Source organism: Micromonospora sp. NPDC048930 (genome assembly GCF_043197935.1).
In the GTDB taxonomy this organism is placed as follows: Bacteria; Actinomycetota; Actinomycetes; order Mycobacteriales; family Micromonosporaceae; genus Micromonospora.
Map to the genome: position 1 here is coordinate 180,526 of NZ_JBICUB010000001.1, position 14,322 is coordinate 194,847.

Annotated in this window: 13 protein-coding genes; 1 reads left to right on the forward strand and 12 read right to left on the reverse strand. The window is 73.6% G+C overall.

Annotated elements, in window-relative coordinates:
- Positions 1-99: 99 nt before the first annotated feature.
- The 10 genes from ACGFI9_RS00950 to ACGFI9_RS00995 form a co-directional block, all read right to left on the reverse strand.
- Positions 100-1,188, reverse strand: coding sequence for an NYN domain-containing protein (locus ACGFI9_RS00950; RefSeq protein ID WP_393173464.1), 1,089 nt, complete (start codon positions 1,186-1,188; stop codon positions 100-102).
- A 22-nt stretch (positions 1,189-1,210) separates the two neighbouring features.
- Complete coding sequence (locus tag ACGFI9_RS00955; RefSeq protein WP_393173466.1) at positions 1,211-1,684, reverse strand: molybdenum cofactor biosysynthesis protein; 474 nt, start codon at positions 1,682-1,684, stop codon at positions 1,211-1,213.
- A 56-nt stretch (positions 1,685-1,740) separates the two neighbouring features.
- The gene (locus ACGFI9_RS00960) at positions 1,741-2,175 is read right to left on the reverse strand and encodes a PPC domain-containing DNA-binding protein (RefSeq protein WP_393173468.1); all 435 of its coding nucleotides are present in this window, start codon (positions 2,173-2,175) and stop codon (positions 1,741-1,743) included.
- 36 nt (positions 2,176-2,211) lie between these two features.
- Positions 2,212-3,291: an enolase C-terminal domain-like protein gene (locus ACGFI9_RS00965; protein ID WP_393173470.1), complete on the reverse strand. Its 1,080-nt coding sequence runs from the start codon at positions 3,289-3,291 to the stop codon at positions 2,212-2,214.
- Between the two features lie 4 nt (positions 3,292-3,295).
- On the reverse strand, positions 3,296-6,421 hold the full coding sequence (locus ACGFI9_RS00970) for an FAD-binding and (Fe-S)-binding domain-containing protein (RefSeq protein WP_393173472.1): 3,126 nt from the start codon (positions 6,419-6,421) through the stop codon (positions 3,296-3,298).
- Positions 6,418-8,187 (reverse strand): thiamine pyrophosphate-dependent enzyme, encoded by a 1,770-nt coding sequence (locus ACGFI9_RS00975; RefSeq protein ID WP_393173474.1) that lies wholly within the window; start codon positions 8,185-8,187, stop codon positions 6,418-6,420. The genes ACGFI9_RS00970 and ACGFI9_RS00975 overlap by 4 nt, the downstream gene beginning before the upstream one ends.
- Before the next feature lie 332 nt (positions 8,188-8,519).
- Positions 8,520-8,699, reverse strand: coding sequence for a hypothetical protein (locus tag ACGFI9_RS00980; RefSeq protein ID WP_393173476.1), 180 nt, complete (start codon positions 8,697-8,699; stop codon positions 8,520-8,522).
- A 195-nt stretch (positions 8,700-8,894) separates the two neighbouring features.
- On the reverse strand, positions 8,895-9,377 hold the full coding sequence (locus ACGFI9_RS00985; protein ID WP_393173478.1) for a hypothetical protein: 483 nt from the start codon (positions 9,375-9,377) through the stop codon (positions 8,895-8,897).
- Positions 9,378-9,536: 159 nt separating this feature from the next.
- Positions 9,537-11,123 (reverse strand): DHA2 family efflux MFS transporter permease subunit, encoded by a 1,587-nt coding sequence (locus ACGFI9_RS00990; protein ID WP_393173480.1) that lies wholly within the window; start codon positions 11,121-11,123, stop codon positions 9,537-9,539.
- A gap of 153 nt (positions 11,124-11,276) precedes the next feature.
- Positions 11,277-12,209 (reverse strand): AraC family transcriptional regulator, encoded by a 933-nt coding sequence (locus ACGFI9_RS00995; RefSeq protein WP_393173482.1) that lies wholly within the window; start codon positions 12,207-12,209, stop codon positions 11,277-11,279.
- 104 nt (positions 12,210-12,313) lie between these two features.
- On the opposite strand from ACGFI9_RS00995, the gene ACGFI9_RS01000 reads away from it, so the two are divergent.
- Positions 12,314-12,808: a DUF1772 domain-containing protein gene (locus ACGFI9_RS01000; protein ID WP_393173484.1), complete on the forward strand. Its 495-nt coding sequence runs from the start codon at positions 12,314-12,316 to the stop codon at positions 12,806-12,808.
- A 66-nt stretch (positions 12,809-12,874) separates the two neighbouring features.
- On the opposite strand, the gene ACGFI9_RS01005 is transcribed toward ACGFI9_RS01000, so the two are convergent.
- Both ACGFI9_RS01005 and ACGFI9_RS01010 read right to left on the reverse strand, forming a co-directional pair.
- Positions 12,875-13,441, reverse strand: a complete 567-nt coding sequence (locus ACGFI9_RS01005) for a DUF305 domain-containing protein (protein WP_393173486.1) — start codon at positions 13,439-13,441, stop codon at positions 12,875-12,877.
- A gap of 71 nt (positions 13,442-13,512) precedes the next feature.
- Positions 13,513-14,250 carry a lytic polysaccharide monooxygenase gene (locus tag ACGFI9_RS01010; protein ID WP_393173488.1) on the reverse strand — a complete coding sequence of 246 codons (738 nt, stop codon included), beginning with the start codon at positions 14,248-14,250 and terminating at the stop codon, positions 13,513-13,515.
- Positions 14,251-14,322 lie beyond the last annotated feature (72 nt).

Consider the following 14,322-nt stretch of genomic DNA (forward strand, 5'->3'; position numbering starts at 1 on the left):
CCGGCACGGAGCCGGCCCTGCGCAGTTGGTCGGCGGAAGGGGCGGAAAAGTTCCCCGGGCCGGTCACACCACCCGGCGGGTGCCGGCGGGCCGGGGCGGTCAGGGGCGTCGCGGGGTGAGCAGGTAGTCGTCGGCGTCCGGGTCCCAGCGCAGATCGACGACGCCGCTGGTGGCGGCCGCCTTGACGAACTGCAGGAAGCTGCGGTAGCCGAGCTTCTTCTCGCTGAAGTCCGGCCGGGCCCGCCGGAGCTGGTTCTTCAGCCCCGACAGCGCCACCGCACCACCGTCGCCGGCGAGGTCCGCGACCACCGCGCGGAGCAGTTCGAGCTCCGCCTCCCGGTCACCCCGTTCGGGCAGCGACACCTCCGGATCGCCCTTGGCCGGCCCCTCCCCCAGCTCGACCACGTTGTGCTCGGCGAGATACCGCAGCAGCTCCCCGAAGGTGCGGAAGCCGTAGTCGGACTCGCTGAACGTGGGGTCCTTCCGCAGCAGCGTCCGCTTCAGCCCGGAGGCGGTCACCTCCCCGCTGGAGCTGCCCTGCAGGCCGGCCACCGTCTGGGCGACGAGGACCGCGAGGTGGTCCATGTCCCGCGCGGCTTCCTCCTCCTCCGGCGCCGGGAGCTCCGGCTCCGGCTGCGGCTCGACCTCCGGCCGGGCCTCCGCCGCGGCGGCCCGGGCCGGTCGTGCCCGACGCGCGGCCGGCGGCGGCACCTCGATGCCCTCCAGCCGGTCGTAGTAGAGGAACTCGTCGCACGCGGGCGGCAGGAGCGCCGAGGTGGACTTCTCCACCCCGACGCCGATCACCCGCTTGTTCAGCTCGCGCAGCTTGTGCACCAGCGGGGTGAAGTCGCTGTCGCCGGTGCAGATCACGAAGGTGGAGAGGTAGTCGCGCTCGAGGGCCAGCTCCACCGCGTCCACGGCCATCTTGATGTCGGCCGCGTTCTTGCGGGAGGCCCCCATCCGCTGGGGGATCTCGATGAGCTCGACGTGGGAGCGGGTGAGCATCCGTCGGTCCTCGTCGAAGTACGACCAGTCCGCGTACGCCCGGCGCACCACCACCCGGCCGCGCTCGGCGAGCGCGTCGGCGATGGGGCGGAAGTCGAAAGGCCTGCCGCCGTGATGGTCGCGTACGCCCAGCGCCAGGTTCTCGTAGTCGAGGAACAGCGCGATCCGGTCTTCCTGGTCCACGCCGCTCAGCCTACGCGGACGATCACGCCTCGACGGTGACGGCGAGCGGGCCGATCCGGAGCAGTCCGTCGGTGAGCGGTTCGCACCGGACCCCGCCCTTCCCGCGCAGGGCCTTCCACGCGCCGGGCCCGACGGTGACGTCCATCCAGGCGCACGGGTGGGCCCGGGTGTGCACCCGCAGGCGTACCGGCCCGTCGCCGGAGTCCAGCACCAGCACCCGGCCCACCAGATCGTCGACGGCGAGGCCGCTGGTGAGCACGTTGCGCCGGACCTGGGTCAGGTCCGCCCCGGGCGGGAGGGACTCCTGCGCGATCACCGTCACGCTCGCCTCGCGGTGCGCCGGCTGGCCGAAGTAGCGGTCGCCGACGATGCCGAGGCCCGCCCGGATCCGTACCTCGTCGACCAGTTCGCCGGGCGGTGCCGGCGCGGGACCGTCCGCCGGGCGGCCCACGAAGCGGTGGGCGGGTGAGGCCAGCAGTTGGACGATCCGCGGCATGGGTCGAGTCTAAGAAGCCGGAACCCGACCGTCGGCCGTTCCCGATCCGGTGGGCGTCAGGCGGCCGAGATCAGCGCCAGGCCGGTCGCCGGGTCGACCCGTTTGGCCAGCTCCGGCGCCACCTCCGAGATGATCACCTCCAGCGTCGGCCAGACCTGTCCGCGCAGCAGGTGGCCGCCGACGGTGCCGCCGTCCGAGCGGCCCAGCACCGCGTGCACGTGCAGGGCCGGCTCGCCGTGCTGCGCGGCGACGTCGCCGAGCAGGGAGAGCACCTCGACCTGCTCGGTCACGGGGATGCGCCGGTAGTCGCCGGCCGCGCGGTCGAACCAGCCGACCTCGGCGTCGGCGAACCCACCCACCGCCGTCACCCGGGCGGCCCGGATGCCCTGCTCGCGCAGCGCGGCGCCGACGGCGGCGACCGCCTCTTCCCCCTGATCGCAGACCACCACCAGCACCCGCCCGGTCTGGTGGCGTACCTCGCGTGCCCGCATCGGGGCCTCCTTTCCCGGCCGTCCACCGGCCACTCGTCACCCGATCCGGTAGCGCTGCGCGTCGGCGGCCCGCAGCTCCAGCCCGGTGCCGGGCCGGTCGAGCGGCACGGGCACGGTGCCGCCGGTGGCCGGCGCCGCGCCGTCGAAGAGCATCGACTCGATCCGCACGTGGTCGTGGAACCACTCGAGGTGCCGCAGGTTCGGGGTGGCGGCGGCGACCGCGAGGTGCTGGTGCGGGGCGCAGTGCGCGGACACCTCCAGCCCGGCCGCCGCGGCCACCGCCGCCGCCCGCAGGAACTCGGTGATCCCGCCGCACCGGGTGACGTCGATCTGGAGGCAGTCGACGTACGGCGCCATCCGGTGGAAGTAGACCAGGTCGAAGCCGTACTCGCCGGCCGCCACATCGGGCAGGACCTGGTCGCGGACCAGTCCGAGGCCGGCCAGGTCGTCGGAGCTGACGGGTTCCTCGTACCACCGCACCTCCAGGTCGGCGGCGGCCCGCATCACCCGGACCGCCTGCTTGCGCTGGTATCCGCCGTTGGCGTCGACGTACAGCTCGGCGTCGTCGCCGATGGCCCGCCGGGCGGCGGCCATCCGGGCCAGATCCCGTCCCACCTCCGTGCCGCACGACTCGGCGATTTTGATCTTCACGCGGGGGATTCCCTGCTCGTGCACCCAGCCGGCGAGCTGCCGGTGCTGCTGCGCGTCGTCGTAGGTGGTGAAGCCACCGCTGCCGTAGACCGGCACCTGCCGGCGAACGGTGCCGAGCAGCCGCGCCAGGGGCAGGCCGTGCCGGTGGGCCTTGAGGTCCCAGACCGCGCAGTCGGCGGCGGAGAGCGCCAGCCCGGCCACGCCGGGCCGGCCGGCGTTGCGCAGCCGGCTGCGCATGGCCGACCAGGCCGCCGGCACGTCGTCCGGATCGAGGTCCACCACGGCCGGGGCGAGCAGGTCGGTCACCGCCGGCACGACGGCAGCCGGACCGTAGGTCCAGCCGAGGCCGGCGTGCCCGTCGGCCTCGGCCCGGACCAGGACCAGCGTGGTGGCGTCCCAGGCGAGGGTGCCGTCGCCCTCGGGGGCGTCGGTGGGCACCCGGTACGCGGCCGCGGTCAGCCGCACGCCGTCACCGTCCCCCTCGGCGCAGCCGGGCGGCGACGGCGGCCACCGGGGCGAGCGCGGCCAGCCCGACCAGCCCCGCGGCGGCCCACCGAGACATTCGCGACGGCGGTCCGGGCCGCTCGGCCCAGGCCTGTTCCGGCCGGGGCGGCACGCCGGTGCCGTGCAGGCCGGCGCGGAGCAGCTCGGCGAGGTGGATCGCCGTGCGCCCGTCCGCCGCGCTCTGCTGCACCTGGGTACGGCAGCTGAAGCCGTCCGCCAGGATGACGTCCCGGTCGGCGGCGCCCCGGACGGCCGGCAGCAGCACCCGCTCGGCGCACGCCTCGGAGACCTCGTAGTGCCCCTGCTCGAACCCGAAATTGCCGGCCAGCCCGCAGCAGCCGGAGTCGAGGAACTCGGCGTCCACCCCGGCGGCGGACAGCACGGCCTGGTCGGCGGCGGTGCCGAGGATGGCGTGGTGGTGGCAGTGGGTCTGGATCAGCGCGTGCGCCGGGATCCGTGGCGGCTGCCAGCCGGGGCTGTGCCCGTGCAGCAGCTCGGCCAGGGTCACCGTCTGCTCGCGCAGCTTGTTGACGTCGTCGTCGGCGGGGAACAGGTCGTGGGCGTCGCTGCGGAACACCCCCGTGCAGCTCGGTTCCAACCCGACCACCCGGGTCCCGGCCCGCAGGTGCGGGCGCAGCACGTCCACGGTCCGCCGGAGCACCCGCTTGGCGACACCGAGCTGCCCGGTGGAGATCCAGGTCAACCCGCAGCAGACCGGCTGGTCGGGCACCCGGACCCGCCAGCCGGCCGCCTCCAGCACCTCGACCGCCGCGTGGGCGATGCCCGGGTGGAAGTGGTTGGTGAAGGTATCCGGCCAGAGCAGCACCTCGCCCCGGGACCCGTCCCCGCCCGGCGCGCGGCCGGCGAAGCCGCGTTGGAAGGACTCCGGGGCGAAGACGGGGATGTCCCGGCGCTGGTCGATCCCGCCGACCGCCTTGGCGAGCCGGCCCAGTGCCGGGGCGTGCGCCAGCGCGTTCACCAGCCGGGGCGCGTAACCGGCCGCCACGGCCGCCGCCGGCAGCCAGCCCATCGAGTAGTGCGACCGGGGCCGCAGCCGGCCCGCGTAGTGGTGGGACAGGAACTCCGCCTTGTAGGTGGCCATGTCCACGTTGACCGGGCAGTCCGCCTTGCAACCCTTGCACGCGAGGCAGAGGTCCAACGCGTCCCGGACCGCCTCGGAACGCCAGCCGTCGGCGATCGTGCCGCCGCGCGCCGTGCCGTCGAGCATCTCGAACAGCAGCCGCGACCGGCCCCGGGTCGAGTGCTCCTCCTCCCGGGTGACCATGTAGGACGGGCACATCACCCCGCCGTGCTCCCGCCGGCACTTGCCGACCCCCACGCAGCGCAGCACGGCGCGGCTGAAGCTGCCGGAGTCGTCGGGGTAGCGGAACGTCGTGTCCATGTCGCCGTGGTTGAAGTCGACGCCGAGCCGCAGATGGCTGTCCAGCGGGTACGGGGCGACCACCTTGCCGGGGTTCATCCGGTCGTCCGGGTCGAAGATCGCCTTGACCTGGCCGAAGGCGCGGATCACCCGGTCGCCGAACATCTTCCCCAACAGTTCGCCGCGGGCCTGCCCGTCGCCGTGCTCGCCGGAGAGCGAGCCGCCGTAGGAGACCACCAGGTCGGCGGCCCGTTCGAGGAACGAGCGGAACTGGCGGATCCCGTCCGCCGTCCGCAGCTCGAACGGGATCCGGGTGTGCACGCAGCCCTGCCCGAAGTGCCCGTACAGGGAGGCCTGCTCGAAACCGTACTCGGCGAAGAGGTGGTCCAGGTCCCGCAGGTAGTCACCGAGGTGCTCCGGCGGGACCGCCGAGTCCTCCCAGCCCTCCCAGGTGTCCCGCTCCCCCGGCACGCGGGCGGTGGAGCCGAGCCCGGACTCGCGGACCGCCCACATCTGCTCCTCGTCGACCATGTCGTCGAACCGGTGCACGTCCGGTCCGCCGTCGCGGCGGACCGCGTCGATCAGGCGGGTGGCGGCGGCCTCCGCCTCCTCGGCGGTGTCGCCGCCCACCTGCACCATCAGCCAGCCACCGCCGGGCGGCAGCTTGTGCAGGGCCTCCGGATGCAGGTGCTTGCGCTTCTCGAAGTTGATCAGCTTGTCGTCGAGCCCTTCAAGGGCGATCGGATCGTGCTGCAGCACCCGCGGCACGTCGTCGCCGGCGGCGGCGATGTCCGGGTAGGAGAGGAACACCATCGACTTGGCGGGTACCACCGGCAGCAGCTTGAGCCGGGCCCGCAGCACGGTGACCAGGGTGCCCTCGGAGCCGACCAGGGCCCGGGCGACGTGGAAGTTCTGCTCCGGCAGCAGGCTGTCGAGGTTGTAGCCGGAGACCCGGCGCGGGATGTGCGGGTACCGGCCGCGGATGTCGGCCAGGTACTCGTCGCGCAGGACCCGCAGGAGCCGGTAGACCTCGGCCTTGCGGCCGCCGTCGCGCTGGATCCGGGCGTACTCCTCGTCGCTGGTCTCGCCCACCCACATCCGGGTGCCGTCGTAGAGCAGCACCTCCAGCTCGACGACGTTGTCGACGGTCTTGCCGCTGCGCTGCGCGGTCGACCCGCACGAGTTGTTGCCGATCATCCCACCGATGGTGCAGTGGCTGTGGGTGGAGGGACGCGGCCCGAACTCCAGCCCGTCCGGCGCCAGCAGCTCGTTCAGCGTGTCCAGCACGATGCCCGGCTCCACCAGGCAGGTCCGCGTCGCCCGGTCGACCGCCAGCAGCCGGTTGCAGTACTTGGACCAGTCGATGACGACCGCCACGTTGGTGACCTGGCCGCCCAGGCTGGTCCCGCCGCCGCGGGAGAGCACGGGCACGCCGTGCCGCCGGCAGACGGCGATCGCCGCCACCGCCGCCTCGGCCGTTCGGGGCACCACCAGGCCGAGCGGCACCTGCCGGTAGTTGGAGCCACCGGTGGCGTACGCCGCCCGCGAGCCGGCGTCGAATCGCACCTCGCCGTCCACCTCGGCGCGCAGCGCGGCGGCGAGGGTGGCCAGGTCGACGTCGTACGCCGGTTCGGGCGGACGCAGGACGGGCTCGGGGAGTGGGACACCCGTCGTGGTTCGGGCCGCCGTGCCGGTGCCCCGGCGGCTCATGACCGCAGCTCGTTGATCTTGTCACGGGCGACGGTGGCCAGGGTGGCCATCTTGTTCGGCTGGCCGCGCAGGAAGGCCTCGGTGAAGTGCTTGGCCTGGTCGTACCTGACCTTGCCGGGCATCGGCGGCTCGTTCGGGTTGACATCGCAGTCCACCAGCGCGGGGCCGGGGTGCGCGAGGGCCTCGCGGACCGCGCCGGGCAGGTCTTTCGGGTCGGTGACCTTCGCGCCGTAGCCGCCGCAGGCGCGGGCCCAGGCGGCGAAGTCGGCCTCCGGCTGCCGGTGGCGTACCGCGTACTCGGGGTAGCCGAGGACGATCTGCTCCCAGAGGATCTGCCCGTACGAGTTGTTGTTGTTGATGATCACCTTGATCGGCAGCTCGTGCCGTACCGCGGTGAGGAACTCGGCCATCAGCATCGCGAACCCGCCGTCACCGACGAAGGCGATCACCTGCCGGCCCGGATACGCGTGCTGCATGGCGACCGCGTACGGCAGGCCGGGCGCCATCGTGGCGAGGTTGCCGGAGAGGTAGAACTCGCGACCGCCGCGGATGGTCCAGTGCCGGGCCGCCCAGGTGGCGATCGTGCCCGAGTCGCAGGTCAGGATCGCGTCCGAGGTGGCCACCCGGTCCACGCAACTGATCAGGTACTGCGGCGCGATCGGGTCACGGGAGGCGTCCTCCAGGACGGTCATGTCGGCGCGCCAGGCGTCCCGCTCCTGCTGGTACCGGGTCAGGAAGGACCGGTCGGTGCGGGGCTGGAGCAGCGGCAGCAACTGCCGCAACGCCACCCCCGCGTCCGCGCAGACCGCGGCGTCCACGGGCAGCCGCATCCCGATCAGGCTCGCGTCGACGTCGATCTGCACCACCCGCGCCTGCCCGGGCGAGGGCAGGTACTTCCCGTACGGGAAGGACGTGCCCACCATCAGCAGGGTGTCGCACTCCTCCATCAGCTCCTCGCTCGGCTTCGTGCCGAGCAGACCGAGGCCGCCGGTCGTGAGCGGGTGGTCGTCGGGGACCACCATCTTGCCCGGCAGCGTCTTGACGATCGGGCTGGCCAGCGCCTCCGCCACGGCCAGGACCTCGTCCCGCGCCCGGCGGGCCCCGACGCCCACCAGCATCGCGATCTTGTTGCCCGCGTTCAGCACCTCCGCAGCCCGGGCCAGGTCGGCCTGCTCCGCCGGCACCGCCGGCTGCGACACCACCGGACTGCTGGACGGCGGTTTTCCAGGGCTCACGTGCCGGTACGGGTCCTCGGAGGCGAGCGCGACCTGTACGTCGTTCGGGAAGCTCAGGTGGGCGACGCTACGCCGGGCCAGGGCGTGCCGGATCGCGATGTCGAGCACCCCCGGCATCTGCTGCGGGTTGGTGACCATCAGGTTGTAGGCTTCCGCGACGTCCTGGTAGAGCAGCGCCGTGTGCACCTCCTGCTGGTAGTGCGAGCCGAGCACCGAGGTCTCCTGCATACCGGTGATCGCCAGCACCGGCACGTGGTCGAGCTTGGCGTCGTACAGGCCGTTGAGCAGGTGGATCGCCCCGGGCCCGGAGGTGGCGGCGCAGACCCCGAGCCGCCCGGTGGCCTTCGCGTAGCCGGCGGCCATGAAGGCGGCCGCCTCCTCGTGGTGCACCAGGACGAACTTCAGCTTCTCCCGCTGCCGGCGGAAGCCCTCCATCAGGCCGTTGATGCCGTCGCCCGGCAGGCCGAAAACGGTGTCGACGCCCCATTCCACCAGTCGCCGGGCCAGGCTCTCGCCCACGATCTCCTGCACGTCACGCCTCCCGATGTGGAGTTTCGCGTTGTCGGCCCCCGCTGGTGCCGGTCGTCGTGCCGCCGGCGGGGCGGCGCGTCGGCCGCATGGCGGACGCGCAAGCGCCGAGCGGTACGGGCGTCGGGCCCGTCCGGCGGTCCACCGCGCGTCCCCTGATGTTTCGGGCGGCTACCCTGGCCCGTTGCCGGCAAACATCCGATCCGGCGCGATTTCCGGCGCGGCCACGTCCCGCCGGTGCCCGGGCACCGGCTCGACCGACCCCCGGCCGCTGCCCCGCCACCCAGCTCAGCCGGCTGCTGTCGCGCCTCGGCCGTGATTCCGATCCGGCCTGCTCAGCGGCGACGGGCCCGGACCAGCAGGAAGCCGACGGCCAACCCCGCCGCCACGGTGATCAGGGCGCGGGGCGTGATCACCGCGCGGAGCCGGGCGAGGCCCGCCCGCGGGTCCACCACCGTCCCGGCCACGTCGCCCGCCACGCCGACCACCAGGTCGCTGAGCCGATCCGTGTTCATCCCGCGCCGCCCCCTCGTCCGCCGTCCCCCGCCGGTACCCGTCACGTCCGGGGGCAAACAGCGGTTTCGGCGCACGAACGCTGCCGCTGAGCCGATCAGGCGCGGCCCGACCCCGTCGGGTGCGGGTCCGCGCCCCGAGCCGTGGCGCGCACCGGCCCCGGCGAGCAGGCGCCGGGACCGGTCAGACCGGCCGCCTCACACGCTCTCGTCGAGGTGGTCGTTCCACACGGTCGCCGCCTTCTCGTGAGCGGCGACGCCGGTGAAGAAGGCCGCGCCCAGGTCGCGGAGATCCAGGCGGGCGGGGACGTCGAGGAACTTGGGCCGGTGCACGGCGAAGCCGCCCGGGGTCTGCTCGGGCCGGTACGGGACCGCGACCGTCACCGACCCCCCACTGCCGTGGTCGACCGCCTCGATGATCAGGGCGTCGGTCCGACCCGTCTCCAGGTGCACGTACCCGTCCACCACCAGGACGGCGCGCGCCGCGCCGTCCTCGTTGTTCCGCAGCGCCTTCTGGCCGGCTCGCGCGGCCTCGCCCAGGTCGTCGACGACGAAGCGGTGCATGCCGCGACTCCCATCGGCGTGCTCGACGCCGAGCAGCGGGGTCAGCGGCCCGCCGTCCGACACGCACCAGATGCCGTGCGCGGCGAAGAATCCGGCCAGTTGCGCGGTTTCCTGCATGGCGGCCAGCATGCCAGTTTCCCGTTCGCCGCGCGGCCCCGGCCGTAGGCCGTTCGCCGGACGCGGGCCGGGCCGTTCACCGCGTGACGCCGGCGGGACCGGGGCCACGCGCGCGGCGACGGGCCGCCGGCGGATCGCCAGCGGCCCGTCGCCGGCCCGTCAGTGCAGGCCGACCGGCATCGGCGGCTGTTCCGTCGCCTCGCCGTCGAGCAGCTGCGACGGCTCGCGCCGGCGGGGCAAGAACGCGGCCGGGACGAAGGTGAGCAGCACCAGCGCGAAGCCGACCCAGAAGGTGGTGGCGAACGAGCTGGCGGCGAAGTCGAGACCGCGCTCGATCAGCGCCGCGGGCACCGGGAACTGCTTGAGCAGCTCGGGGTGCTGCTGGGCGGCGATGGCCAGGCCGGCCTCGCTGACCGCCTTGCCGCTGGCCGGGTCGGTCACCCCGGGGATCGGCCGGGAGCCGTTCAGCTCGTTGGTGAGGATCACCGACATCACCGCGGCGCCGACCGAGCCGCCGATCTGCTGGAGGATGTTGACCAGCGTGGAGCCGCGGGCCACCTCCGAGGCGTGCAGCGTCTTCAGCGCCGAGGTCATGATCGGCATCATGGTGCCGCCCATGCCCAGGCCCATCACGAACAGCGCCCCGCAGAGCAGCCAGTACGAGGTGTGCGGGTCGATCTGGGTGAAGGCGAAGAAGCCGGCGGCGATGAGCACCAGCGCGAACGGGACGGTCCGGCCGACCGGCACCCGGTCGGCCAGCATCCCGGCGACCGGCATGGTGAGCATGGCGCCGATGCCCTGCGGCGCCATCAGCAGGCCGGCGGTGAGCGTCGTCTCGCCGCGGATCTGCAGGAAGTAGCTCGGGAAGAGCAGGCCGGCGCCCATGAACGCGATGATGAAGACGAACAGGCTCGCCGAGGCGATGGTCAGGTTGCGGTTGCGGAACAGCCGCAGGTCGAGCAGCGGGTGCTTGGGCTTGAACGAGTAGAGCACGAACCCGATCACCAGCACGGCGCCGATCAGCATGGGCAGCCACACCTTGTTGTCGGAGATCGTGCCGGCCTCGGGCAGCGAGGAGACGCCGTAGAGGAACAGGGCGAGGCCGGGCGAAAGCATCACCATGCCGAGGAAGTCGAACGACTCCGACGGCTCGGGGGCGTCCTTCGGCAGCGCCAGCCAGGCGTAAACGAGCGCGATCACGCCGATCGGCAGGTTGATCAGGAAGATCCAGTGCCAGCTCGCGGTGTCGATCAGCCAGCCGCCGAGGATCGGGCCGCCGATCGGACCGAGCAGCATCGGGATGCCGAGCACAGCCATCAGCCGGCCGATCCGGTGCGGGCCGGCCGCCCGGGTCATGATCGTCATGCCCAGCGGCATGAGCATGCCGCCGCCGAGCCCCTGCAGGACCCGGTAGCCGATCAGCTCGGTGATGCTGTCGGCGGTGGCGCAGAGCCCGGACCCGATGGTGAACAGGGCCAGGGCGGTCATGTAGAGGCGTTTGGTGCCGAACCGGTCCGCGGCCCAGCCGCTGAGCGGGATCACGGTGGCGAGCGCGAGCGTGTAGCCGGTCATCGTCCACGCCACCCGGGCGTACGACGCGTCGAACTCGGTCTGGAAGGTCGGCAGCGCCACGCTGACGACCGTCACGTCGAGGATCGACATGATCGCGCCGAGGACGACGACTCCCGCCACCTTGAGCACCGCGGCGTCGAGCTTGTCCGACGTCGCGACAGGTTGATGGGTCACGAACAGTCTCCTGGTTTCGTTCGGGCAGGGGTGGTGGCGGCACCGCGCCCCGCATGGGGGGGCAGGCGCGGCGAGGGGCATTCGCACGCAGACTAACCAGCGCCTGCGACACCAAGCTTCCCGTTTAGCGGTACTCGTGGCGCGCAGCACGCCTCAGGCCGTCGCCCGGTATTCATGCGGGCTGATCCCGCGCACCCGCTTGAAGGCCGTGCTGAGCGCGAAGGGGGTGCCGTAGCCGACCCGGCGGGCCACCGCGGCGAGGGTCAGCTCGGTGTCCCGCAGCAGGTCAGCGGCGAGCGCGAGGCGCCAGCCGGTGACGAAGGCCATCGGCGGCTCGCCGACCAGGTCGGTGAAGCGGCGGGCGAAGGCGGCCCGGGAGACGCCGCCGGCGGCGGCGAGCCCCGCCACCGTCCAGGGGTGAGCGGGATCACCCTGGACGAGTCGGACGGCGGGGCCGATCACCGGGTCGGCGTAGGCGCGGTACCAGCCGGGCGGCCGGCCACCGGGCCGGGCGAACCAGGTCCGCAGCGCCGCGATGACGAGCAGGTCGAGCAGCCGGTCCAGGACCGCCTCCTGCCCGGGCTCGGCCCGGTCCAGCTCCGCCGCGAGCAGCGGGACGACCGGCAGGTCGGCCTCGTCGGCGGTGAGCACCACCAGGGGCGGCAGGGCGGCCAGCAGGCCGGCGCCGACCGCGCCGCTGCTGGCGTACGTGCCGGTGAGCAGAGCGGCCGCGCCGTCCGGCCGGGTGCCCCAGGTACGCAGGCCCAGCGTCATCGAGTCGGTCAGCTCCTGCCCGCCCAGCGTGGTGCACCGCTGGCCGGGGTGGATCACCACCTGCGGCGGCGTCTCCGGGCGGTCGGCCACAGTGTACGGGTCGGGTCCGCGCAGCACCGCCACGTCCCCCGGGTGCAGCGGCGCCGGCGTACCGCCGTCGGGCACCACCCAGGCGGCGCCGCGCACCACCGTGGTGACGCTCAGCGGGGCGGCGTCGCACACCCGGATCGACCAGGGCGGGTCCATCACGGTCCGGAGCAGAAAGGCGTCCCGGGCCCGCAGCCCGCGCAGCACCTCGGCGAGGACGTCCATCACGGTGAGCCTAGACGCTGGCGTATGGTTTCGGGCTTCCTGACCATGGATCGTCCAGCGGCGTACCGGTGGGATGAGGTCATGACGACACGAGCGGGTGCCCGGTGACCGCGCTGCGGGCCGGCACGTTGCTGCTGGCCACGCTGACCACGGGCCTCATGGCGGGGCTGTTCGCCGGCTTCGCGTACGCGGTGATGCCGGGACTGTCCCGGGTGGACGACCGGACCTTCGTGACCACCATGCGGTCGATCAACCAGGCCATCCTGAACGGCTGGTTCGCGCTCTGCTTCGGCGGGGCCCTGGTCTGCACACTGGCGGCCGTGCTGCTGCACCTGCCCGGCGGTCGGCGCGCGCCGCTGCCCTGGCTGCTGGCCGCCCTGCTGCTCTACGGGCTGGTGCTCGCCGTGACGGCCGCGGTGAACGTCCCGCTGAACGACCGGCTGGCGGCCGGGGCCGCCCGGGCGGCCGACCCGGCGCAGCTGCGGGCGATGTTCGAGAGCACCTGGGTGCGCTGGAACGTGGTGCGGGCCGTGCTGAATACCGCCGCGCTCGGGTGCCTCGGCTGGGCGCTGCTGGTCGCCCGGTCGGTGGCCGGCTGAAGGCCGGGGCCGGGGCCGAGGTCGAGGACGCCGGCGCCGCCGGGCGGCGCCGGCGACCCCGGCCGGTCACCGCCGCAGCTTCGCCATCAGCTCGATCTCGGCGGTCCGGGACCGTTCGATCCGCCCGGCCAGGTCGCACACCCGGGTGCTGGTGCCCGCCTTCACCTGGGCCCGGGCCAGGTCGGCCGCTGTCCGCTGGTGCGCGCTCAACACGTCGAGCAGCACCCCGTCCACCTCGGCGGCCGGGGCGGCGCGCAGCCGGGCCAGCCCGGCGACCGCGTCGCTGTGCCCGGAGTGGTCGTGCCGGGCCGCGGCGGCCAGCGCCGACGGCCCGGACTCGCGCAGCCAGCCGCGCATGGTGGCGAGCTCGTCCGTCTCGGTGGCCCGGACGGCGGCGATCAGGGTACGGATCTCCGGGTCGGTGGTCCGGTCGAGCCCGAGCCCGACGATCTCCAGGGTCTGCTGGATGTGCGCCACCATCATGGTCAGGAAGAGCACGTCGATGCCGCTGGCCGGGGCGTCGGCGGCCGGCCCGGGCCGGGTGGCCGCCGGCTGTGGCGACGCCGGGTGACCGGCGCAGCCGGCGACGGGGAGCACGGCCGCCAGCAGGGCGGCGACGAGGACGCGACGCATGCCGTTCCTCCGTTCGCGGGTGGAGCGGGCCGGGGGTGCGGCGCACGCCGGGCGTGGCCGCACCCGTGCGGTCAGACAGCCAGCCACAGCGCCGGCGTGTTCGGCGGCTCCCAGCCGGGGAGCGCGGTGTGCGCCTGGCGGCACTGGTACGTGACGCCGTTGTAGGTGACCAGGTCGCCGACCTGGTAGGACGTGCCGGCGGTCCAGGTGCCGCTGGGCGCGGGCGAGCCGGTGGGGCTCACGGTCGGGCTGGGCGTTGGCGACGGGGCGGTCGGGGACGGCGTCGGGCTCGGGGACGGGCCGCCCGACCCGATCTGCAGGTCGACGCAGGAGTAGAAGGCGTTGGCCGTGTCGGCGATGTTCCAGATCGCGAGCAGCTTCTGCCGGCCGGAGAAGGCACCGAGGTTGACGGTGTGCGACACGGTCGCGTCGGGCTGGCGGCCGCCACCGTCGAAGACGGCCACCCGGGTGTTCCCGATCCAGTACTCCCAGTTGGCGGTGGCGTGGCGGGCGGTGTTGACCCAGGTGAAGGTCACCGAGCTGCCGACGGAGGTGGCCGGCCAGTTGCGACTGTCGTCGTTGAGCACGGCGAACTGGGCGAGCCCGGCGTGGCAGCTGCGCAGCCCCTTGGGGCCCTCGACGCTCTGCGGTTCGTACTGGATCTGGCCGCAGTCGGGGACCCGGTGCTGGGCGCAGAGCGCCTGGCGGCTGGGGGGCGAGGAGACGTATCCGTGGGCGGGGGCGGCGACGGCCAGGGTGGCGCCGACGACGCCCGTGGTGAGCAGCGGCAGGGTGATTCTTCGACGCACGGCGGCAACTCCTTCGGGGTGAGTCGGTGGAGATGCCATGAACATAAATTAAACCTTGTTAACAGTAAAGAC

Coding starts and splice junctions, on each gene's coding strand:
- ACGFI9_RS00955 (WP_393173466.1), bottom strand. CDS start 1,684: ATGCCGCGGATCGTCCAACTGCTGGCCTCACCCGCCCACCGCTTCGTG.
- ACGFI9_RS00960 (WP_393173468.1), bottom strand. CDS start 2,175: ATGCGGGCACGCGAGGTACGCCACCAGACCGGGCGGGTGCTGGTGGTG.
- ACGFI9_RS00970 (WP_393173472.1), bottom strand. CDS start 6,421: ATGAGCCGCCGGGGCACCGGCACGGCGGCCCGAACCACGACGGGTGTC.
- ACGFI9_RS00980 (WP_393173476.1), bottom strand. CDS start 8,699: ATGAACACGGATCGGCTCAGCGACCTGGTGGTCGGCGTGGCGGGCGAC.
- ACGFI9_RS00985 (WP_393173478.1), bottom strand. CDS start 9,377: ATGCAGGAAACCGCGCAACTGGCCGGATTCTTCGCCGCGCACGGCATC.
- ACGFI9_RS00995 (WP_393173482.1), bottom strand. CDS start 12,209: ATGGACGTCCTCGCCGAGGTGCTGCGCGGGCTGCGGGCCCGGGACGCC.
- ACGFI9_RS01005 (WP_393173486.1), bottom strand. CDS start 13,441: ATGCGTCGCGTCCTCGTCGCCGCCCTGCTGGCGGCCGTGCTCCCCGTC.